General features: G+C 68.6%; 16 protein-coding genes and 2 CRISPR repeat arrays. Of the genes, 10 read left to right on the top strand and 6 right to left on the bottom strand.

Features of this window, described 5'->3' with window-relative positions:
• Nucleotides 1–328: helix-turn-helix domain-containing protein (locus D451_RS27585; protein ID WP_152473007.1), on the bottom strand; the 328-nt coding region annotated here is incomplete at its 3' end.
• Nucleotides 329–757: 429 nt separating this feature from the next.
• Here D451_RS27585 and D451_RS0125225 point away from each other — a divergent pair.
• From D451_RS0125225 to D451_RS0125200, 6 genes are all read left to right on the top strand, one after another.
• Nucleotides 758–1,144, top strand: coding sequence for an ATP-binding protein (locus D451_RS0125225; RefSeq protein ID WP_338047372.1), 387 nt, complete (start codon nucleotides 758–760; stop codon nucleotides 1,142–1,144).
• A gap of 359 nt (nucleotides 1,145–1,503) precedes the next feature.
• Nucleotides 1,504–1,764 (top strand): hypothetical protein, encoded by a 261-nt coding sequence (locus D451_RS0125220; protein WP_017536472.1) that lies wholly within the window; start codon nucleotides 1,504–1,506, stop codon nucleotides 1,762–1,764.
• Nucleotides 1,749–2,849, top strand: coding sequence for a helix-turn-helix domain-containing protein (locus D451_RS0125215; protein WP_017536471.1), 1,101 nt, complete (start codon nucleotides 1,749–1,751; stop codon nucleotides 2,847–2,849). Before D451_RS0125220 ends, D451_RS0125215 begins: the two co-directional genes overlap by 16 nt.
• Before the next feature lie 138 nt (nucleotides 2,850–2,987).
• Nucleotides 2,988–3,194, top strand: a complete 207-nt coding sequence (locus D451_RS0125210; protein ID WP_017536437.1) for a DUF397 domain-containing protein — start codon at nucleotides 2,988–2,990, stop codon at nucleotides 3,192–3,194.
• Between the two features lie 219 nt (nucleotides 3,195–3,413).
• On the top strand, nucleotides 3,414–3,959 hold the full coding sequence (locus D451_RS0125205; RefSeq protein ID WP_051067498.1) for a helix-turn-helix domain-containing protein: 546 nt from the start codon (nucleotides 3,414–3,416) through the stop codon (nucleotides 3,957–3,959).
• A 129-nt stretch (nucleotides 3,960–4,088) separates the two neighbouring features.
• Entirely contained in the window at nucleotides 4,089–4,256 is a 168-nt protein-coding gene (locus D451_RS0125200; RefSeq protein WP_014910824.1) for a BldC family transcriptional regulator, read from the top strand.
• A 698-nt stretch (nucleotides 4,257–4,954) separates the two neighbouring features.
• Here D451_RS0125200 and D451_RS0125195 read toward each other — a convergent pair.
• The 5 genes from D451_RS0125195 to D451_RS0125175 all read right to left on the bottom strand — a co-directional run bounded on the left by D451_RS0125195 (nucleotide 4,955) and on the right by D451_RS0125175 (nucleotide 9,890).
• A complete protein-coding gene (locus D451_RS0125195) occupies nucleotides 4,955–5,749 on the bottom strand; it encodes an SDR family NAD(P)-dependent oxidoreductase (RefSeq protein ID WP_017536468.1) in 795 nt (264 codons plus the stop codon).
• 10 nt (nucleotides 5,750–5,759) lie between these two features.
• Nucleotides 5,760–7,097, bottom strand: a complete 1,338-nt coding sequence (locus tag D451_RS0125190; RefSeq protein ID WP_017536467.1) for an MFS transporter — start codon at nucleotides 7,095–7,097, stop codon at nucleotides 5,760–5,762.
• 69 nt (nucleotides 7,098–7,166) lie between these two features.
• The gene (locus tag D451_RS0125185; RefSeq protein WP_017536466.1) at nucleotides 7,167–8,585 is read right to left on the bottom strand and encodes an FAD-dependent oxidoreductase; all 1,419 of its coding nucleotides are present in this window, start codon (nucleotides 8,583–8,585) and stop codon (nucleotides 7,167–7,169) included.
• A complete protein-coding gene (locus D451_RS0125180; protein WP_017536465.1) occupies nucleotides 8,578–9,411 on the bottom strand; it encodes an SDR family NAD(P)-dependent oxidoreductase in 834 nt (277 codons plus the stop codon). The genes D451_RS0125185 and D451_RS0125180 overlap by 8 nt, the downstream gene beginning before the upstream one ends.
• Nucleotides 9,412–9,464: 53 nt before the next feature.
• Nucleotides 9,465–9,890: a nuclear transport factor 2 family protein gene (locus tag D451_RS0125175; RefSeq protein WP_017536464.1), complete on the bottom strand. Its 426-nt coding sequence runs from the start codon at nucleotides 9,888–9,890 to the stop codon at nucleotides 9,465–9,467.
• A gap of 111 nt (nucleotides 9,891–10,001) precedes the next feature.
• Between D451_RS0125175 and D451_RS0125170 the strand changes: the two genes are divergently transcribed.
• From D451_RS0125170 to cas3g, 4 genes are all read left to right on the top strand, one after another.
• The gene (locus D451_RS0125170; protein ID WP_017536463.1) at nucleotides 10,002–10,706 is read left to right on the top strand and encodes an IclR family transcriptional regulator; all 705 of its coding nucleotides are present in this window, start codon (nucleotides 10,002–10,004) and stop codon (nucleotides 10,704–10,706) included.
• A gap of 892 nt (nucleotides 10,707–11,598) precedes the next feature.
• Nucleotides 11,599–12,068: direct repeats of the CRISPR family, unit length 37 nt; unit sequence CCTTCAACGCGGACGGCTCCCAAGGAGCCGTTGAGAC.
• A gap of 309 nt (nucleotides 12,069–12,377) precedes the next feature.
• Complete coding sequence (cas7g, locus tag D451_RS0125165; RefSeq protein ID WP_017536462.1) at nucleotides 12,378–13,556, top strand: type I-G CRISPR-associated RAMP protein Csb1/Cas7g; 1,179 nt, start codon at nucleotides 12,378–12,380, stop codon at nucleotides 13,554–13,556.
• Between the two features lie 4 nt (nucleotides 13,557–13,560).
• Nucleotides 13,561–15,012, top strand: coding sequence for a type I-G CRISPR-associated protein Csb2 (csb2, locus tag D451_RS0125160; protein WP_017536461.1), 1,452 nt, complete (start codon nucleotides 13,561–13,563; stop codon nucleotides 15,010–15,012).
• On the top strand, nucleotides 14,999–19,096 hold the full coding sequence (cas3g, locus tag D451_RS26900; RefSeq protein WP_017536460.1) for a type I-G CRISPR-associated helicase/endonuclease Cas3g: 4,098 nt from the start codon (nucleotides 14,999–15,001) through the stop codon (nucleotides 19,094–19,096). The genes csb2 and cas3g overlap by 14 nt, the downstream gene beginning before the upstream one ends.
• 130 nt (nucleotides 19,097–19,226) lie before the next feature.
• Nucleotides 19,227–19,623: direct repeats of the CRISPR family, unit length 37 nt; unit sequence GTCTCAACGTCCCTGCTCGGGACGTCTACGTTGAAGG.
• Nucleotides 19,624–19,732: the final 109 nt, after the last annotated feature.

Here is a 19,732-nt window from a genome sequence, read left to right as displayed (position 1 = left end):
CATCCTCATCTGCTACAAGCATCTGGCCAAGCACAGCGAGGACTTTTGAGATGAGCTCTAAAGCGTCTCGAAAGTCTTCGTGGACGCGTCCTTCTCGCTGGGTGTCGACCCAGAAGTTGACCAGTTCCCCTTTAGTTCCGAAGAGAACGTCCATTTTGTCCACATAGGGCCTTTTTGCGATCCGAGTTGCTCGCTCGATCTGCCCCACCAGGGATCCGGTTACACCTAGACGTTTGCCCACTTGAGCCAGGGAGAGCCCCAGCTCGCTGCGGTGTCGTCGTACTTCCTTGCCGAACGCTACCCACTTTTGTTTGACGTTCCCACTCATGAGAACAGTCAACAACAAAATGAAACATCTGACCACCCCAACCTTCAAGAAAGAACAGTTGCCTTGTTCTCATAGACCCTGGAGCTGGGGGTGTGCATAGTTTCCGTAGATGCTTCACAGCGCCACTTCAATCCACCCTGAAGCGGAAGGTGCTGCTGGGAAGAGCTGCCAGTCCGGTGACGCGAGTTGTTCAGCTTTGATGCATGACAGACGCCCACCGGGGCGTTCCGCGCGTTGGTGCGAACGAGACAAATAGAACGAAAAACGCCCTGAGCCGCTGCAACCCGGCTTCAGGGCGTGTGACCCACCCCGATCTGACCGAGGTGAGCTGCCATGAATTGTACTGCTCTGAGGCCGCGCCACGACAGGCCTTTGTCCTCTGCCTACCAAGTCCTTCGTTACCCCGACCCCGACAGGCTGGGCCTTCGGGTGCGGCACACGGTCGCGGCTCGTGCTGCTGCTCAGAATTGGGTGCGTCGGCATGCGGCTCGGGGGATCTCCAACCCGATGGCCGCGGCCGAGATCGCGAACCGGGCGTCGTTGATCGCGTGGGAGTTGATGGACAACGCCCATCAGCACTCGTATTCGGGCGCTCCTGATCAGACGCTCACGCTGATGCTGGAACGTTCGCGCTACCTGCTGTCGATCACGGTCACCGACGCCGGACCCACCCCCGGTCGTAAGAAGCTCTCCTTTCCGGAGCAGAAGAGCCACGGCGGTGGCCTGGGTCGGGTGGCTTCACTCTCCTTCTATTGGGACTGGGACGGATGCGCAGGCCTACCGGTCACGGTCAAGGCCCGGATCGAACTTCCCTGACCAGCACCAAGGAGAACACCGTGAGCATGATCCCGACACAGGTCCGACGCACCCTCCCACCCACCACACCCACTCCATCGGTACAGCGGGGCAGGCACGCCCAGCCGTCCCGGAGGGGCACGTATGCCCCGACAGCCCGGGCGGGGACCCTCACCCGCCCCAAGGCCGCTGATACCTCCACTACCTCGGTCATCCCGAAGGTTCGGAAGAGCTGGTTCGGTCTTCGGCGCCGGTTCGCGCACTGGGCCGGGTTCCTTTCGGCCCCCGAACCCGAGCGTCCTGTCCCGCCGAAGCCTCCGGTCCCTCTTCCCCGGCGCACCCCTCGGCCCCCGTCTGGCCCACCGGCTCCCGCTTCAGGGGTGACGGAGCAGAGCGCGGCCGCGGAGTTGAGTGCGCTGCGGCTGTTGGGCCGGTTGAGCGTCCAACAGCGATTGGCTCGGGTCGACCACCGGCTAAGCCTGGCCCGGCTGCTGGTCGACGGGATCTTGGACGAACGCTCCCGCGTGGAACGGCAACTACGCGAAGCCGAACAAGCTGAACAGGACGCCGGCACCCAGGAGCTCGGGGTCGCGGTCAAGCGCTACCTCGCCATGGGAGGTCGGACATGGACGACCTCCTGACCCCCGCCCAGGCCGCCTTGCAGTGGGGGGTGTCGTATGCGACCGCCGCCCGCTGGGCCCGCGAAGGCACCATCCCCGCACTCCATGTGGGCCGTCGTTACTACTACCTCCAGGGCACCGTCGACCACGTCCAGCGAGCCCGCACCACAGGCACCGCCCCCTATCCGAACCACCACGCGAACGCGGGAGTAGCGATGACCATGACCTGGGGCGCGGCCCGCAGCGGAACCCTGCTCGACCGTGAGGAATGGGCGTTGACCAACGCGGCACGCACCTTCGACTACCTGGACTACGGCAAGGATTCCTGGAGCCAGGACCGCCACGTCGCGGTCAAGATGGCCGAGGCCTCACCCGGCCTGGCGGGGCAGATGTTGGTGCACCGCAAAGCCCGTGAAGGTGTGGTCGACGCGGTCTGCCGCTCCTTCTCCCAGGTGATCGATCTGGGGTGCGGGCTACCGGCGATGCGCCGCGCCCCACACGAACGCGGCCGAGTGTTGTGGGGAAGCCGCGCGAGGACGGTCTATGTCGACCACGACCTGGCCGCCTTGGCTGCCGTTAGGGCGTGGTGGGAGCACCCGGCTCAGGTTCGGGGGTACAACGTGCGGGTGCTCGACCTCGATCTGAGGTTTCCGGAGACGCTGGTCAACGCGTTGGGTGAGCATTTGGATCTGTCGGCGCCGGTGGGGGTGCTCTCCACCCTGACCCTGGACCACCTGGAGGATTCCGAGGTCACAGGGTTGGTGGAGGCGTTGGCTTCTCGGCTGGCTCCGGGGAGCGGATGGGGGATCACGCACCTGTCCGGGATGGTCGGCGCCGCCGAGGTCTATACCGAACAGGCCCAGGAGCAGGGTGCGGACACTCGGCTGGTGGCGCGGTATCCGGAGGGGTTGCGGAAGGTGTTCGAGGCCGCGGGTTGGGGGCGGTGGCGGGGCTTGTCGCCACGTGAGCCGGGTGGGGGAGAGCCGCCGATCGCAGCTCTGACCACCCTCGCCCGGTCCGACCGGGCTTCCCGGACCGCAGCACCCGATCGCTCGGAGTACACCGCTTCTCCCGTGCGGCCTACTCCCTCCACTGAGACCGGCTGATCGGGTCGTGAAAAGACTCGGTGCCCTCACCGTACGAGTGAGGGCACCGAAGAGCCCGCGTGGGCTCGTCTCCCGGGGGGCGGTGGCCGCCGCCTTCCGGGGTTTCAACCGCAAGAACAAGCAGGTAGAGGATATTTCATGAAGATCGTGGAGACCCAGGGTCGTAGGTCCTTGACCGCCGGGGTGTGGCACAAGGCCGAGGCCTCTCAGGGCGCCTCCAACTGCGCCGCCGCCAAGCTGCTTGATGGCGGGAACGTGTTGATGGGCGACACCCAGAACCCCGACCAGGTCCGACTGACGTTGCCGGGCAGTGCCTGGGACGCGCTGGTGCGCACCCTCGCCTAGCAACTCCCACCAAGACGACGGGGCACTTGCGGCCTGGCAGCAGCAACGCGTGGCCCGTCCGGTGTCCCAGGAGGCGCGCCCTTGCCGGCGCCCTCCTGGGCCCCCTCCGAGTGACAGCTGACCCGGAAGAACAGAGAAGCTTCCGCTCAGTCTGTCCTTCGGCCTCGGTCGACCGCTCTCGAAGCGCACATGACCGGCCCCGAACAGTCCGAACCCCGCATGAACGATGACCGGCCCGTGCCGGCGAAGACCAAGGAGACCCAGGTGGACCAGGACGCGGACTCCCTGTGCACCGAGTCCAAGAAAGCGCTCGGCGTCCACCTGAAACGGTTGCGCAAAGTGGCCGGGCTGAGCGGCTACCGGCTCTCGGGTGTGGATCAGTCGACGGTCTCGCGGATCGAGACCGGACGCATCCGCCCCTCCCACGAGCTCCTGACCAGGCTTCTCGATGCCTACGAGGCCGACCAGGAAGGTCGGGAGCAGGCCTACCTGTTGTGGGATCAGGCCCAACTTCCCCTCCAGACCCGCCGCCGACAAGCCGAGGGCACCCGTCCCGCGTGGGACCAGGCCGCCCGCCCGGCCTGCGGCCCCACCTTGTTGGCCGGGGCGAGCGCTGCCGAGGACGCCGCCCGCTACCTCACCCGCGCCCAATGGGCCGGCAACAGCCAAGCCCGCAGGAACACCTTGTTGGACGACGCCGAAGGACGCCTGGTCCAGGTGCTGGCCGCACTGCACTCCGCCCGGACACGGACACCGGCGCGCTGAACCTCTCCCTGTTACGACTTCCGCGCCCCTGACACGGGCCTGGCGCACACGACCCAACCCCCTGAACTTCCACGACCCCCGATAACGACCCCCTGAGAGAAGAACATGACGCAGCCGGATGTCGACCCCATGGACCTGCTCACACCCCAGGAGGTCGCGCAGGCGTTCCGGGTGGATCCCAAGACCGTCCGTCTGTGGGCCCAGGAAGGCAGATTGCGGTGGGTCCGCACTCTGGGCGGACATCGCCGGTACTTCAAGTCCGATGTCCAACGCCTGCTCACCGAACCCGGACGATGATCCGCCTGCGGACCGCGCCAGCGGTGTGAAAGCCGGCGTGACGGTGCGGTCGACCTCGGACATCGCGGACCACCTCTTCGCGAGCTCCGTCAGGTCCCGTACCGCCATACCTTCCAAGCCCCGCCGCCTTCGGGTGGCGAGGCCCTGCCCGGACCTGGATCCGGGTGGGGTCGTGGGGGAGCGGGCCGGGGGTGTCACCACCACCTCCGGCCCCTCCACGAACCTTCGCGCAACGATGCGAGGAAGAGCGCTCCGCACTCGACGGGTCGGAGCAGCCATAGATCGTGAGGGCCGGCTGGATGTCGGAGCACAGGGCCTGGAGACCCGGCGGCTCCGATCGGGACCCTCCGCGGGGGCCGCACCCGAAGCGCACTTCGGGTGCGGCCCCCGACCAACGTGTGCCTCCACCATCGGGACGCCTCGAGCGGGGTCTTTGCTCTCGCTGATGAGCCCGGTCGCCTCGAACGGAGGGCGTTTCGGGGATCGTCCGACCACCACCGCCTCCACCACAGAAGACCGGTCGTCCTCCTATGGAGCAGAGATCGATACCGACCACAGGCCACGACTCACCGCGTCACCCTGGACGAACCCGGTAGAGCCGTACTGCCGAACCAGTCCCACGCCACGAGAAGGGGAGCCACCCCCACCGGAGTGGGGGCGAGGCTGCCACAGAGCCGCACCGGGCCTCGGCCGTTCCCTCACGCCTCCTGGTCGCCGAGCCCCGAGAGCAGACGGTGGTAGAGCCCGGACGAGGTCATCCCGCCGTCCACGACCAGCTCCGTTCCGGTGACGTAGCGCGAGGCGTCGGACAGCAGGAACAGCACCGCGTCGGTGATCTCCTCGGGTGTTGCGACCCGCCCGGCGGGGACCGAGCGCAGGCTCTCGTGTACGAACTCCGGAGCGCCGGACCACAGCAGGGGCGTGTCCACGAGGCCGGGATGCAGGGAGTTGACCCGAACGCCCCAGGGCGCGAACTCCAGCGCACCGGTCTTGCTGATGCCGCGGACCCCCCATTTGCTCGCCGCGTACCCGGCGGCGAAGTAGCCGGTCATCCCGGCGATGGAGGACACGTTCACCACAGAGGCGGAGCCCGCGGCCTTGAGCAGGGGCGCGAGGTACTTCATGCCGTAGAAGATTCCGGACAGGTTGATGTCGAGCACCCGCTGCCAGTCCTCGTCGGCGGTGTCGACGATGCCGTGACGGTGGCTCACCCCCGCGTTGTTCACCAGGCCGTGGACGACGCCCGGGCCCTCGGTGAGCGCGTCGCGCAGGTCCGCCCACGCCGAGGGGTCGGTCACGTCGAGGCGGAAGAACTCGGCACGGCCCCCACGATCCGTGAGCGTGCGCGCGAGTTCGCGGCCGGGGTCCTCGGCGACATCGGCGATCCATACGTGGGCGCCCCGCGCGGCCAGTTCCGTGGCCTCGGCGCGGCCCATGCCGGTGGCGGCGCCCGTGACGATGACGGTGAGACCCTTGAGTCCGTGGTGGTCCATGAACCGCTCCTTAGTCGATGCGCAGTTCGCTGCCGCGCGTCTCGGTCACGAAGAAGACGGCCCCCAGGGTGATCAGGGCGGTGAGAACGAAGTAGCCGGCGGGGGCGAGGTCGTTCCCGGTGACGCTGATCAGCCAGGTGGCGATGAAGGGGGCGGTCCCGCCCAGAAGCGTGTTGGTCACGTTGTTGCCCAGGGCGATGCCGCTGTAGCGGGTCGAAGCGCTGAGCATCTCCGCGTAGGTGACGAACGAGGCGCCGTTGACCACCGACACGAGGATGAAGAGCACGGACTGGCCCACGAAGGCCGCCCAGGCGGGCCCCGCCGCCATCATCATGAACATCGGCACGCCGAGGAGGGCGGCTCCGGCGCTCCCGATGAACAGGACCTTCTTACGGCCGACGGTGTCCGCCAGATAACCGGACAAGGGCAGGGTCAACGCCCCGAGCACCATGGCCACCGAGGTCGAGGCGAAGGCCACCTGCGAGGAGTGCCCCGCCGTGGTCTGAAGGTAGGTGGCCGCGTACACCGAGGCGATGTAGTACCCGCCCGTGATCACGGCGCCGAGGCAGACGATCTTCACGACCGATCGCCAGTTGGTGACCAGGAGGTCGCGCACGGGGACCTTCTTGGTCTCACCCTGGGCGCTGAGCTCCTTGAACTGCGGGGTGTCGTCGAGGTGGCTGCGGATGTACAGGCCGATGACACCGATCGGCAGGCTCAGCAGGAACGGGATCCGCCACGCCCAGTCGAGGATCTGCTGATCGGTGAAGACGCTGGTGGCGGTCAGCGCGACCAGGGCCGCGAAGAGCGAACCGAGGTAGGTGCCGGAGTTGACCAGCGAGGTCTGGGTGGCGCGCCAACGCGCCGGGGCGGACTCCGCGACGAAGGCGTTGGCCCCGCCCAGTTCGCCGCCGGCCGCGAACCCCTGGAGACAGCGGCAGAAGACGAGCATGCTCGTCGCCCACATGCCCAGGGTGTAGTAGTTCGGCAGTACCCCGATCAGCGCCGTGGCCAGCACCATGAGCAGGATGGTCCACGACAGCGCCTGCTTGCGCCCGTACTTGTCACCGATGTGGCCGAAGAAGATCCCGCCGGGCACCCGCATGAAGAAGGCGACGGCGAAGGCGGCGAAGGTGCCCAGCATCGCCGCGGTCGGATCGTCCGATACGAAGAACAGGGCCGCGACGAACGTCGCCATGTAACCGTAGATGCCGAAGTCGTAGTACTCCACGATCGTTCCGAGCACCGCGGCGCGGATGACCTTCAGACGTGAGCGGAAGTCGCCGTGATCCGAGGTCCGCTCTGAGGTCCGCTCCGGGGTCCGGGACGGCTGGGGGTCCAGTGACATGCTGCCTCCTAGTGGGCAGGTCGGGCCGGGATCGGACACCGCGGCCCTGATGAATCGGGGGATTCCGGGTCAGAGCCCGGCGGCCGCCTCGAGGCCCGCGAGGCGACCCATGGTGACGGCGTTGGAGACGGCGTTGCCGCCGCCGACGTAGCGGGGACCGAGCACCCCGGCACCGGCTTCACCAGCGGCGAAGAGGCCGTCGATGGGCCGGCCGGAACGGTCGCGGACGGCGGCGCGGTCGTCCACGGCCAGCCCGGCGTGGGTGCAGACCAGTTCGGTCGGCAGGTACCGGGCGGCGTAGTACGGCCCGGGACCGATGGGGTCGGGCGGTGAGGTCAGCCCCTTGGCCTCCAGGGTGCGGTGCCGCAGGAAGAGCGGATCCCGGCCGTGCGGCAGCTGTTCGTTCCAGTCCCGCACCGTGGTGACCAGGGCCCGTTCCGGGACGCCCATCATGCCGGCGAGTTCCTCCAGCGTGTCGGCGCGGAGCGTGCGACCCGCCTCGGCCTCCTCGGTGATCCGGTCGGGGGTCCAGTCGGAGTAACCGGCGGGCAGGGACCTCCTCGCCCGCTCATCGAAGACACACCAGACCCGGCCGCCCCGCGCGTCGATGATGCCGGTCGAGACCGCGTAGGAGGCGTCCTCGTCCATGAAGCGCAGCCCCCGTCCGTCCACGTGGATCCGCGACAGCGGAGGGAACCCCGACTGCCAGTGGTGCCGACGCTGGAAGTAGGCGGTGGGCAGGATCAGCCCCCACCCCGACCCGGTCACCGACGCCCCCACCCGGTCGGCGAAGCGCAGGTGGTCGCCCCGGCTGCCCTCGGCGGCGACGACGAAGCCGTCCGCGCCGGACCTCAGCGCGTCCGGATAGTGCTCCTCCAACAGGGCGGGATCGTGGGAGAAGCCGCCCGTGGTCACCACGACCGCCGCCGCGCGCACCTCGACGCCGTCCGCGACCGCGCCGACCACACGTCCGTCCTCGAACAACAGGTCCTCGACCCGCGTGTTCAAGACCATCTCCACACGTCGCTCCCGGCAGGCGGCGGCCAGGACGCTCACCAGCCCGTACCCCTGGTCCTTGGGCACGTGGCCGCGCCAGACGTCCTCCACCCCGGCCCGGGTCAGACCGGGCGTGTGGGCGTTGGTGGAGAGCACGGCGGGGAACTCGACGCCGAGCCCGATGAGCCATTCGAGCGCCGGACCGCTCCGCCGACAGAACGTCTCGATCAGCCCGGGCTCCAGCATCCACTGGTTGAGGTCCATGTAGTGCTGGTAGAAGCGTTCGGGGGAGTCCTCGACGCCGAGCGCCGCCTGCACACTGGTGCCCGCCGCGGTGAACAGACCGGCCGACAGTTGCGTCGATCCGCCGAGTTCGGTCTCGGACTCGAACAGCAGGACCCTGGCCCCCCGTTCGGCGGCGCTCGCCGCAGCCGCCAACCCGGCACCGCCGCCACCGATCACGATCACGTCGTGCTCGTGGGCCTCAGACATGGCGCGACCCCCCGTCCACGGCGATGCTGTGGCCGGTCACGTATCTGCTGCTGTCGGAGAGCAGGAAGAGCAGCACCCCCACGACCTCCTCGGGCGAGCCCACCCGGTGCAGCGGCACCCGGTCCATGGCGGCCGCGAGGGCTTCGGGGTCGTCCTGGAGCCAGCGGGTCATCTCGGTGTCGATGAAACCGGGAGCGATGGAGTTGACCCGGATACCCCGGTCCCCGAGCTCGACCGCCAACGACTCCGACAGGTGCGCCACCGCGGCCTTGGACGCGCAGTAGGCCGCGCGCCCCTTGCGCACCCGGACCGCGGAGATCGAGGACATGTTCACGATGGCCGCGCCCGGACGCATGTGGCGGGCGGCGGCCTGGGCCCCGTGCAGAACGCCCTGCACGTTGACGTCGAGCACGGCGCTCATCTGGTCGGTGTCGATCTCCCCGACCGGGGCGTACGGGAAGATCCCGGCGTTGTTCACCCAGGAATCGAGGGAACCGAACTCGGAGAGGGCGACGCGGGCCAGCTCGTCGTGCTGCTCGGCGACGGTCACGTCGACGCGGCGGGCCAGGACCCTGCCGGGGGTCGACACGAGCGCCTCCGCCGCCGCGTTCCGGTTGATCTCCTCGGCGGTCGCCTTCATGGCCGCGTCGTCGATGTCCGCCGCCACGACGTTGACACCCCGCAGGGCGAGGGCGCGGGTGAAGGCGCGGCCCATACCCCGCGCGGCTCCGGTGACCACCGCGGTGGTGCCGAGCAGTTCGGGATACAGCGCGGTCACCGGCCGGTCGTCGACGCGTGCGGGGCCGGTGCCCTCGTGCTGGGTCATCGGGGGTTCCTTTCAGGATGAGGGGAGTGGGGTCTCGTGGTGAGGGGCGAGTCTCAGGCGGGGGAGTCGTCGCGGCGCACCTCGCGCCTGGCGACCGACCACCGGCCCTCCGAGACCACCAGGTGGTCGGTCAGGGTGGTCATGCGCAGGATGCGGGTCGATCCGCCGATCGTGGTCGCCAGGACCTGGAGGTAGGCCTCGACGACGGCGCCGTCGAAGGGCGCCTCCTCGTCGGAGCGCACCCAGACGTTGGTGACCACGTGCCGGTGGACCTCGCTCTGTTCGGCGGCCCGGCGGTGGAACCCGGCCGCGAAGTCGGCCAGGGCCGCGGACCCGACCACGGGTTCGGGATAGGTCGGTGAGTGGAACTCGCCGTCCGGGGTGAAGGTGTCGGCCCACTCCCGCGCGCGACCGGAGTCGATGAGGTGGGACTGCCGCGCGTAGAACTGGTGGATCTGGGAGGCCGTCGGGGTGTCCATGAATCTCCGGTGTGCTATAATCGCACGCGCCGTGCGATTAAAAGTTAACGTACGTGTCACACGTCACTCCCGTCAAGGGGGTGACGTGTGTCCGCCACCGAAAGGAAACGCGTGCCACCTGCACAGGGAGACCGGCCCGACACCAAGACGTCGAAGACGCTCCACAACGGCATCGAGGTGCTGGAGCTGCTCGCGCGCAACCCACACGGGCTGACGGTCTCCGAGGTCGCCGAAGGGGTCGGGGTGCACCGGACGGTCGCCCACCGGCTGATCCGCACCCTGGAGGAGCACCGCCTGTGCACCCGCGACCCCTCCAAACGCGTCACCCTCGGGCCCGGCCTGGTGTCACTGGCCGAAGCCGTCGAAGTCGACCTGCGCACCGTCGCCGGACCCGTCCTCATGGAACTGGCGGAGACCCAGGGCGCCACCGCGCACCTCGTCGTCCCCGAAGGAGAAGCGGAGGCCAGGGCGCTCATGGTGGTCGAACCGCGCGGCGCGCACGCGCACATCGCCTTCCGAGCCGGCCGCGTCGACCCGATGGACCAGGGCTCGGCGGGACTGGCCCTCCTCTCGGCGATGCCGCCGCGCGAACAGGAACGAGAAGAGGTGACCCAGGCCCGAAGCCGCGGCTACGCCATCACCCACGGCGAGGTCACCCACGCGGTGAGCGGCGTCTCCGCCCCGGTCATGGGGCGGCAGGGCAAGCCCGTGGCCGCGGTGGGGGTCTCGGTCCTGGAACTGAAGGACCCCGAGGCGATCGGCGTGGCGGTGGCGGAGGCCGCGCGGCGCCTGGCCGTCTTGATCCCCCAGGCCTGAGGTCGGGGCTTGGGCGGCGGTGGCTCGGCCCGAGCTCGCCGTCGAGGAACGGAGGGATGGGAATGGAGAAGGCCGGAATCCATGTGGATTCCGGCCTTCGTCCGGGGTGGGCTCGGCCCATCTACGCCTGGCCGTCGTTCGCGTTGATCGGTGCGTACGAGTTGCTCATGCGCGAGTTCCGCAACACGGCCAAGAGCGTACGCACTGCGTCCGCAGACGATGAGCGGGACCTTAAGGGGGTGGCTTCCTCACCGCGAGCTGGTCTGCACCTTGTGGATGCGTCGGGGCAGAAGAAGGTTCCCTGCCCCACTCACCGTTCCAGGCCCGAGCCTGGGCGTGGGCTGAGGAGTGGGAACAGGAACACGGGGAACTGCCCGATGGGAAGGCGATCGGTGATCGCTTCGACCGGAAAGAGCGCTGGGGCCGACTCGTGAAGGAACGCGGCCTCTACGAGCGCAGGTCCCCCCAAGCAGGGGGCAGGCGGAAGATCGCCAGGAACTCGCAGGTGACCAGCGCTCAGGTGCGCAAGCGGTGACTCTGAAGCGGCTCTCTCATGACGGTTGGGCCCGTGTGACAGGAGCACACGGACTCAGGCCAGGCCCTTCAACGTGGACGGCTCCCAAGGGGCCGTTGGGACTCGTACACCCACTGGATACGGGTCGCGTACTGCGCCCTTCAACGCGGACGGCTCTCAAAGAGCCGTTGAGACTCCTCGATGGAGGAGTCGGTTCCGATGAACTCGTTCAGCCTTCAACGCGGACGGCTCCCAAGGAGCCGTTGAGACGACCCTCCGTTGGATATGGAGCTGGACGAGGTCGCCCTTCAACGCGGACGGCTCCTAAAGAAGCCGTTGAGACACGTCGACGGTTTCGATGGGGCGATCGTCGTAGCCCCTTCAACGTGGACGGCTCTCAAAGAGCGGTTGAGACCGTCCAAGAACGGTGGCCCGGACCGGCATCCCCATCCTTCAACGCGGACGGCTCCCAAGGAGCCGTTGAGACTAGATCTCGTTGTAGGGGGCGCCGGTCTTGCCGTACCTTCAACGTGGACGGCTCTCAAAGAGCCGTTGAGACTGGTAGAGCTGTTTATGCTGCTCCCGGATGTTGGACCTTCAACGCGGACGGCTCCCAAAGAGCCGTTGAGACGACGGCTGCCCCGTGGATCGACACGTTGGAGGCGTTCCTTCAACGCGGACGGCTCCCAAGGAGCCGTTGAGACGCCCACCAGGGCGCCGGACGCGGCGTCGATCCCAACCTTCAACGCGGACGGCTCCCAAGGAGCCGTTGAGACATCCCCGCGTCGGGCAAAGAGAGACCGGCCAAGGTCCTTCAACGCGGACGGCTCCCGAGGAGCCGTTGAGACGGCATCTGATCAGCAGATATCCGCAGCAGGCATTTGAAAGAAGACGGAAAACCCGTCCAGGCGGGCATTTTGTCGGTTTTCTGCTTGGGAACCTGCTGGGGTTTTCATGCGCACTCCAAGTTCGTGCGGGCCGAGTTCAGTCATCACAGATGCTTGGCGATTGCCGGATCGGCAGACTAGCACCCGGTTCTGTCACATCCTGCCTCTACGGTGTTGCCCGGTGCTACCCACACCGCTGCAACACCCCTTTCACCCCGCTGGTCACCGCCATCGCCACGTAACCCCCTCGCCTTTTGTAAGGAGACGTTGATGTCCAGTCAGTTCCTGGAGTTGTTGTTGGCCGCGGTGGGGCCCGAGCGTCCCTGGGCGGGGGTGTCGGCTCAGGCCGAGTACCGGCCCGCCGCCGGTGACAAGGTGTTCCCGCCCTCCTACCCCAGGGACAAGAGCCAGGAGCAGGAGAATCCGCTGGCCGATTCGCCCTACCTGGCCGAGGAGCACTGGGTGGACGGCGAGCAGCGATGGGTCGTGGTTTTGGACCAGGTGCCCAGCCAGGCCAACCGTGTCGAGACCGCCCTGCTGGAGGCCCGGGACGAGGGCCGCATCCGGCTGCCGCTGTTCGAACTCACCACCCCCACCTCACGTGGTCCGGTACGGATCACCTCGCTGGAGATGCCGCACCGGTTCGCCGACGCCTACCTGCGCGACAGCCAGATCGACGGGGTGCGCTTCGCCAAGACCGAGGTGGGGCAGAAGATCCGTTCGGTCACCGTCAGGGATGTGCGGGCTCTGTTCGAGTACTCGCCCGAGTCGCTGCTGTTCGGCGGCTGGGATTCTCACCGCAAGGGCCACCAGACCCGGTTCGCCCGCGCCTACTCCTCCTCCATCGTCGGCCTGGACCCGCGCCTGGGCCGGCGCCAGGGAGGGCGGATGGACCCGGTCAACCTCACCGGTGCCGTCAAGGACTCCACGAAGGACGACTGGGAGTTCATGATCCCGGGGGAGAAGAAGGCCAAGACCAAGGGCGAGAAGCTCAGCGAACGCGGCCACGGCAACATCGCTCCCAACCCCGCCCACGGCGGTGTGTCCATCACCGGCGCCCGGCGCGCGGGGTGGCTGTCGATGGCCGCTCTGGCACGGCTGCGCTTCGGGGATGCTCCGGTGGAGGCGGTGCGTCTGGCCCGGGCCACACTGGCCGCGTTGGCGTTGGCCGGGGACCGGTTGGCGTTCGGTGGGCCCTCGGTGTGGCTGCGCTCAGGCTGCGACCTGATCCACACCGGCCAGCGCCTGGTCTTCGAAGGCGAGGGCCGAGCACGGGAAGAAATCTCTTTGGGAGCAGGTGAGGCGATCGAGGCGTTCCACGAGTTGCGCGAGCGCACCGCCAAGGCTGGCATCACCATGTCCCAGGAGACCATCGCCCTGGAGCCGGTCCCTGCGCTGGCCAAGGCCATCGAGTACTCGGTGGCCAAGTCCGACGAGCCGGGGGAGTAGCCCTATGCCGTTGGTGATGAGCGTGCGGCTCCTTCAGGGCCGCTATGACGCCGCCGATGGGTGGCGAGAGAACGTGGAATGGCCCCCCGCCCCCTCCCGGCTGTTCTGCGCACTGGTGGCCTCGGCCCCTACCGAGGAGGAGCGCCAAGCCCTGGTCTGGTTGGAAAACCAGGGACCACCCCAGGTGTGGGCGGGGAACCTGCCCGAGCGGGCGCGGTTTCGTTCGGACGGGTATGTGGTGACCAACAAGACCTCGGGCAAGGGCGGCAGCCAGTCCCTGCCCGGGCGCACCACCGCCCCGCTCACCCGGGTCTCGGGCATCCCGGACACAGGCGAGTTCGCGTTCGTGTGGACCGAGGTCGACCCACCCGCGCAGGTGGAGAAGGCGTTGGCGGAGCTGGCGTGGAAGGTGCCCTACCTGGGCCGGTCCACCAGCACCGTCGCCATCCGCGTACACACCAGCCCCGCCCCGCGGCCGGAATGGACCGTCTACACCCCCGTGGCGTTGGGCGAGCGGGCCACGACCGCGCTGGGCGTGCCCTACCCGGGCTACCTGGAGGCTTTGGACCGGGCCTTCACCCAGGGGGACAGCGCGTGGGACGTGCGCCGCACGATCGGCTACGCCACCCCTGACGCCCCGGCGGTGGAAGAGCCCGAGGTGGTGCGGGGCCCGTTCGGGACGATGCTGGTGTTCGCCTTCGGGAACGAGGTGGTGTTGCCCGCTTCCGGTGAGCTGTTGACGTTGACCGACAAGCTCCGCGACACGGTGATGGCACGGATCGGCGAGAACATCCCCGGACAGGTGTCCGGGCACACCGATCCGCGCCGGCACCACGTGGGCTTCCTCGGGCTGCCTGAGGTCGGCCATCGGCACGCTCGCGGTGCCCTGCACGGCCTGGCGGTGGTGCTGCCCCACGAGGTGGACCCCGAGGCGGCCCAAGCGGTGCACCGGGCCCTGGTGGAGGAGCCGTTGACCCACCTCAACCGCGGCTACGGCCCCGTTTTCCCCCTGCATTTGCAGACGGAAGGCTCCAATACCAAGGCGTTGGACCCGGCCCGTTGGAGTGCCCCCGGAACGGGTTCGCGGGTGTGGGTGAGCGCGACCCCGCTGATGCTGGACCGGTTCGTGCGCCGCAACAGCGACCCCACCGACAGCATCGCCCGCTCCGTGGTGACCGCGGGCTACCCCGCCCCCTCGCACGTGCAGGTCTCCCAGGCCCCGTTGACACCGGGGGCGATGCTGCGCCCCCGCAAGGGGACCTACCCTGTGGGGCGGCCTCGGCGGTGGGTGCTGCATGCCCGCATCGAGTTCCCCGAACCCGTCGTGGGACCCGTGCTGGTCGGATCCATGCGCTACCTGGGCCTGGGGTTGTTCGAACCCCACCCCACAGCCAGCCTCCGCACCACGGTCGATGACCGTGCTCGCTCGGAGGAGGTCGCCGATGTCACCGGCTGAACTGCCCACGTTCACCGAGTTCTTCAAGGCCGTGCACGGCCACGACCCCTTCCCCTGGCAGGCGGCGCTGGCCGATCGGCTCCTGGCCGGTGAGGACTGGCCCGAGGCCGTGGACGTGCCCACCGGGCTGGGCAAGACCAGCCTGCTCGACATCGCCCTGTACACCGCCGCGGCCGGAGCGGCCGATCGGCGCCGCCGCGTGTTCTTCATCGTCGACCGCCGCCTGGTGGTGGATGAGGCCTTTGAACACGCCAACGTGATCGCCGACCTGCTCAACGGACACACACCACCGAGCACCGACCGCACCGCCGCCGACCTCGCCGTACTGGCGGCGATCGCCGACCGGTTGCGCCAGCCCGAGGACCAGGGCCCGGTCGTGGAGGTCACACGGATGCGGGGCGGCACCACCTGGTCCTGGCAGTGGATCCAACGCCCCGACCGCCACGCCCTGGTGGTGGGGACCGTCGACCAGATCGGCTCCCGCCTGTTTCTGCGTGGCTACGGTGTCTCTGACCGGCTGCGCCCCATCGACGCGGCCCTGGTGGGCACCGACAGTCTCATCCTGGTCGATGAGGCCCACCTGGCCCAGGCCATGCTCACCAGCATCGACGCCGCCATCGCCGACCAACCCGAGCACCGGCTCGCTCGGCCGCGCGTGGTGCAGATGTCGGCCACCGTCAAAGACGGTGCCGCCCGCCGGACCCACTCCATCGGGGAAGCCGATCATGCCCACCCTGTGGCGTCGCGCCGGTTGACCTCGCCGAGGTGGATGCACCTGGTCGAACCCGAGAAGGTCACCAAGAAGAACGCCTCACAGGTCATCACCGCCCAGCTCGCCGCCTGGGCCCAAGCCCTGGCCGAGGCGCAGCCCATGGCCGGCCCGGTGGTGCTGGTCGTGTGCAACACCGTCGCCCGGGCCCGAGCGGTCTTCACCACTCTGGCCCAGGCACAGATCGCACCTGAGCAGAGGGTGTTGTTGATCGGACGCAGCCGCCCCGTGGACCGGCAACGCCTCATGGACACCTTCTACGACCGCATCCAGGTCAAACGCGAACACGGCCGCGAGAGCGAGCCGTTGTACGTGGTCGCCACCCAGACGGTGGAGGTGGGCGCCAACATCGACGCCGATGCGCTGGTGAGCGAGTCGGCGTCCATGACCGCCCTCATCCAACGCCTGGGGCGACTGGCCCGCACTCCCGAAACCCGCGAAGCCCCCGCCACTGGTGACGGGCGGGGCTGGCGGGCACCCGCGGTCATCGTTCACGACCCTTCCGTGGAAGACGAGGACCCCGTCTACGGGAGCGCCCGCCAGGGCACCTGGCGCTTGTTGTCCCGCCTGTGCCCACCGCTGGCCACCCAGCCCAAGCGGGCCTGCGTCGTGGAGGAGCTGGGCACCGGGGTCGAGGTCTCACCCACCGCCCTCACCGCGCTGCTCGCCCAAGCCGGCGAGGAGGAGCGGGCCGCTATGCGTGAACAGGCCCAAGCGCCCCCGGTGATGCACCCGGGGGTGCTGCGGTCCTGGGAACACACCAGCCCCACCCCCGTGACCGACCCACCCGTGGCACCGTTCCTGCACGGACTCGACACCCGCGACCCCGACGTCACCGTGCTCTGGCGCAAGGACATCCACCCCGACACCTGCCTGGACAAGACCGGAAAGATCTCCCAGACAGTGGTCGAGCGGCTGCGGCTGGTACCGCCCAGCAGCGACGAACAACTCCAGGTCTCCCTGACGGCCCTGCGCCGTTGGCGCAACCGCCACCACGAGGCGGCCGGCCAGATCGCCGACCTCGAAACGGCCCCCGCCCCCCAGGATGTGGAGGAGACGGCCGAGCAGGAGTACGTGCTGCGCTACCGCGGCCACCGCGACCTGGAACGCATCACGCTGAACCAGGTCCGCCCGGGAGACACCCTCATCCTGCCCAGCGCCTTCGGCGGATGCGACCGCTACGGATGGGCACCCCAGCAGCACACCGGACCCGTCGTGGACGTCGCCGACCTGGCCTCACGCCGCGGCTTCCCCACCGTGCGCCTGGACCAGCGCCTGATCCACACCTCGGGCCTGGTCGATGCGAACGATGCCGGCGCACCCGCACAGGCCCTCCGGCAAGCACTCCAAGAGCTGCTCGCGGTCCAGGACGCCTCCGAAGAGAGGGGCCGCGCCCCCGAACCAGGCGACTACCGCGCGGCCCTGAAAAAGGTCGACACGCTCATCCAAGAGCAACACCTACGGCATCCGCTGGCCACGAACCTGACCCGGCTCGCCCACGCCGCCGAGAGCCACAGCCTGCGCGTGAAGATCCTGCCCGCAGAGGACACAGAGCCCCGCACCTCCGCCGACACCGGGAGCGAGGCGGAACAGGAGTCGCTGCGAGGAAGAATCGTGCTGGCCGCACGCAGGGTACTGCGGGGCGGAGACACCGACGAGGCGTCGGCCTCCACCACCAACGAACCCGAACCGGTGTGGTTGGACGACCACCAGGACCAGGTCGCCCGCCAAGCCGCGGCCTTCGCCCGCAACATCGGCCTGACCGAGACCGAGGTGCACGCCGTCTACCTGGCGGGCCTGTACCACGACGAGGGCAAACGCGACCCCCGCTTCCAAACGATCCTGCGCGGAGGCCTCCCCCTGACCGCCGCCCAGATACAGGAGGGGCAGGTGCTCGCCAAGTCACTCCAGGCCCCGACCGACCCGACCGCACGCGAGCAGGCACTGCACGCCTCGGGCTACCCGCCCGGCACCCGCCATGAAGGGCTCTCCGCCCGCATCGCCCAACACCACCTGGACTCCCACGGCCTCGACGAACAGGTACGGGACCTGGTGCTGCACCTGGTGGCCTCCCACCACGGCCGCTCCCGCCCCCTGCTGCCACCGGTACCCGACCCCGCACCGGTCCAGGTACCGATCCCGGGAACCGACACCACGGTGGACACCGCGGACCTGCTGGACTGGAGCTCTCCGGCCCGGTTCGCCCGCCTCAACCACACGCATGGCCGGTGGAAGCTGACCCTGCTGGAAGCGGTGGTGCGCATGGCCGACATGTGGTGCTCGGCCGGACGGCCGGTCACCACCACAACGCACACCCCACCCCGGCCACACCAGCACCCCACCCCCGCCGCCACAGCGGCCGAGGTACACACGGTGGCGCTGCCGGCCCTGGACGGACGCGACCCCTTGGGCTTTCTCACCGGCCTGGGCGTGCTGCGCCTACTCCACCAACACCTCGGCCCAGGTCGAGTGCGGCTCTCCTTCGACCCGTTCTTGGCCACCGCGCAGATCACCAGCCCCCTCGGCGACGTGGAACAGATCAGCGCCGCTCTGCACCGCATCGTCCAGGACATCCCCACGGGAGGGGCTCTCCCACAGGTGCAGGCGGCCTGGCCACCCCAGATCGGTGTCGGCAAAGACCCTCTGCGGGTGCCCCGCCACCACCTACAGGAGCTACGAGAACGGACCCATCAACTAGGCGGCGAACACGCCCCGGCCTGGTTGCACACCATCGTCACCGACCTGGCCACCGACAAGGACGGGCGCGTCGCACTCACGCCCTTCATGGCCCCGGCAGGCGGACAAAAAGCCGCCACCTTCTTCTCCAAACCCCTGGAACTGGTCCTCAAAGACCCCGCAGTCCTGCACCAGGCACTCACCGGATGGCAACGTCTGGACGGATGCACCGGGGAGAACCTCGACCACCGAGCCATCCGCACAGCGGTCGACACCACCACCGGCGCCTCCACCCCCAACGGTGTACCCGGCGCGACCTGGCTGGCCACCCAAGCCCTACCACTGCTGCCGCTCTCCGGTGATGGCAGACACTTGCGCTCAGGCCTGTGGTACCGCCATAACCGGCAACGCATCATGCTCTGGCCCGTGTGGAAGCACCCCTTGGACCTGGACGGCGTCCAAACCCTGCTCACCCACCCGAACCTGGAGCCTCAGCCTGCTGATCAGCCGACACCTCGTCTGGAGCGGAAAGGCCTGGCCCCGCTGGGAGTGCTCACCGTCGCGGCCGCGCACCGTCGTCCCATCCCGGGCGGCAAATCCGCGGGCGTGCTCACACCGATGCCGATCGACCTGTTCTGAAACGCGAACCCCAAGTGCCCGCCATATCCCCGGGAGGTTCCCAAGTACAAAACCCCACAAAACACCCAGAATGTGGCCTGGGGCGAGAGTTTCCCTGGCTCTTCCAGAGGGTTCTGCCTGTTCACGCGCTGTCTCAACGTCCCTGCTCGGGACGTCTACGTTGAAGGTCCTCCTGGGCGCGGGTGCGTGCCCGCGTCACCCGGTCTCAACGTCCCTGCTCGGGACGTCTACGTTGAAGGGACATCCTGGACGCCCACGGCGTCCGCTACACCCGGGTCTCAACGTCCCTGCTCGGGACGTCTACGTTGAAGGCTTGGCCCAACGCTCCAGCAACGCCGCCATGACCGTCTCAACGTCCCTGCTCGGGACGTCTACGTTGAAGGCCCCACGCCGAGCGACGCGCCCTGAACGGATCCGTGTCTCAACGTCCCTGTTCGGGACGTCTACGTTGAAGGTGGTGGCGGCGGGCCACCGGAGCCGGTTGGGTGCCGTCTCAACGTCCCTGTTCGGGACGTCTACATTGAAGGCTGGATGACTGGACAGGGTCCCCTGCTCGCCCGGGGTCTCAACGTCCCTGTTCGGGGACGTCTACGTTGAAGGGCCGCGACGATCGACTACGTGCACCAGATGGTGGAG

Origin of the sequence: Nocardiopsis alba DSM 43377, from assembly GCF_000341225.1 — a bacterium.
GTDB lineage: Bacteria > Actinomycetota > Actinomycetes > Streptosporangiales > Streptosporangiaceae > Nocardiopsis > Nocardiopsis alba.
This window is presented reverse-complemented; position numbering and strand designations above follow the sequence as displayed.

What these genes read in the sequence shown, in the direction of transcription:
- D451_RS0125215 (WP_017536471.1), top strand. Translation starts at nt 1,749, where the DNA reads ATGGACGACCTCCTGACCCCCGCCCAGGCCGCCTTGCAGTGGGGGGTG.
- D451_RS0125210 (WP_017536437.1), top strand. Translation starts at nt 2,988, where the DNA reads ATGAAGATCGTGGAGACCCAGGGTCGTAGGTCCTTGACCGCCGGGGTG.
- D451_RS0125205 (WP_051067498.1), top strand. Translation starts at nt 3,414, where the DNA reads ATGAACGATGACCGGCCCGTGCCGGCGAAGACCAAGGAGACCCAGGTG.
- D451_RS0125200 (WP_014910824.1), top strand. Translation starts at nt 4,089, where the DNA reads ATGGACCTGCTCACACCCCAGGAGGTCGCGCAGGCGTTCCGGGTGGAT.
- D451_RS0125195 (WP_017536468.1), bottom strand. Translation starts at nt 5,749, where the DNA reads ATGGACCACCACGGACTCAAGGGTCTCACCGTCATCGTCACGGGCGCC.
- D451_RS0125190 (WP_017536467.1), bottom strand. Translation starts at nt 7,097, where the DNA reads ATGTCACTGGACCCCCAGCCGTCCCGGACCCCGGAGCGGACCTCAGAG.
- D451_RS0125185 (WP_017536466.1), bottom strand. Translation starts at nt 8,585, where the DNA reads ATGTCTGAGGCCCACGAGCACGACGTGATCGTGATCGGTGGCGGCGGT.
- D451_RS0125180 (WP_017536465.1), bottom strand. Translation starts at nt 9,411, where the DNA reads ATGACCCAGCACGAGGGCACCGGCCCCGCACGCGTCGACGACCGGCCG.
- D451_RS0125175 (WP_017536464.1), bottom strand. Translation starts at nt 9,890, where the DNA reads ATGGACACCCCGACGGCCTCCCAGATCCACCAGTTCTACGCGCGGCAG.
- cas7g (WP_017536462.1), top strand. Translation starts at nt 12,378, where the DNA reads ATGTCCAGTCAGTTCCTGGAGTTGTTGTTGGCCGCGGTGGGGCCCGAG.
- csb2 (WP_017536461.1), top strand. Translation starts at nt 13,561, where the DNA reads ATGCCGTTGGTGATGAGCGTGCGGCTCCTTCAGGGCCGCTATGACGCC.
- cas3g (WP_017536460.1), top strand. Translation starts at nt 14,999, where the DNA reads ATGTCACCGGCTGAACTGCCCACGTTCACCGAGTTCTTCAAGGCCGTG.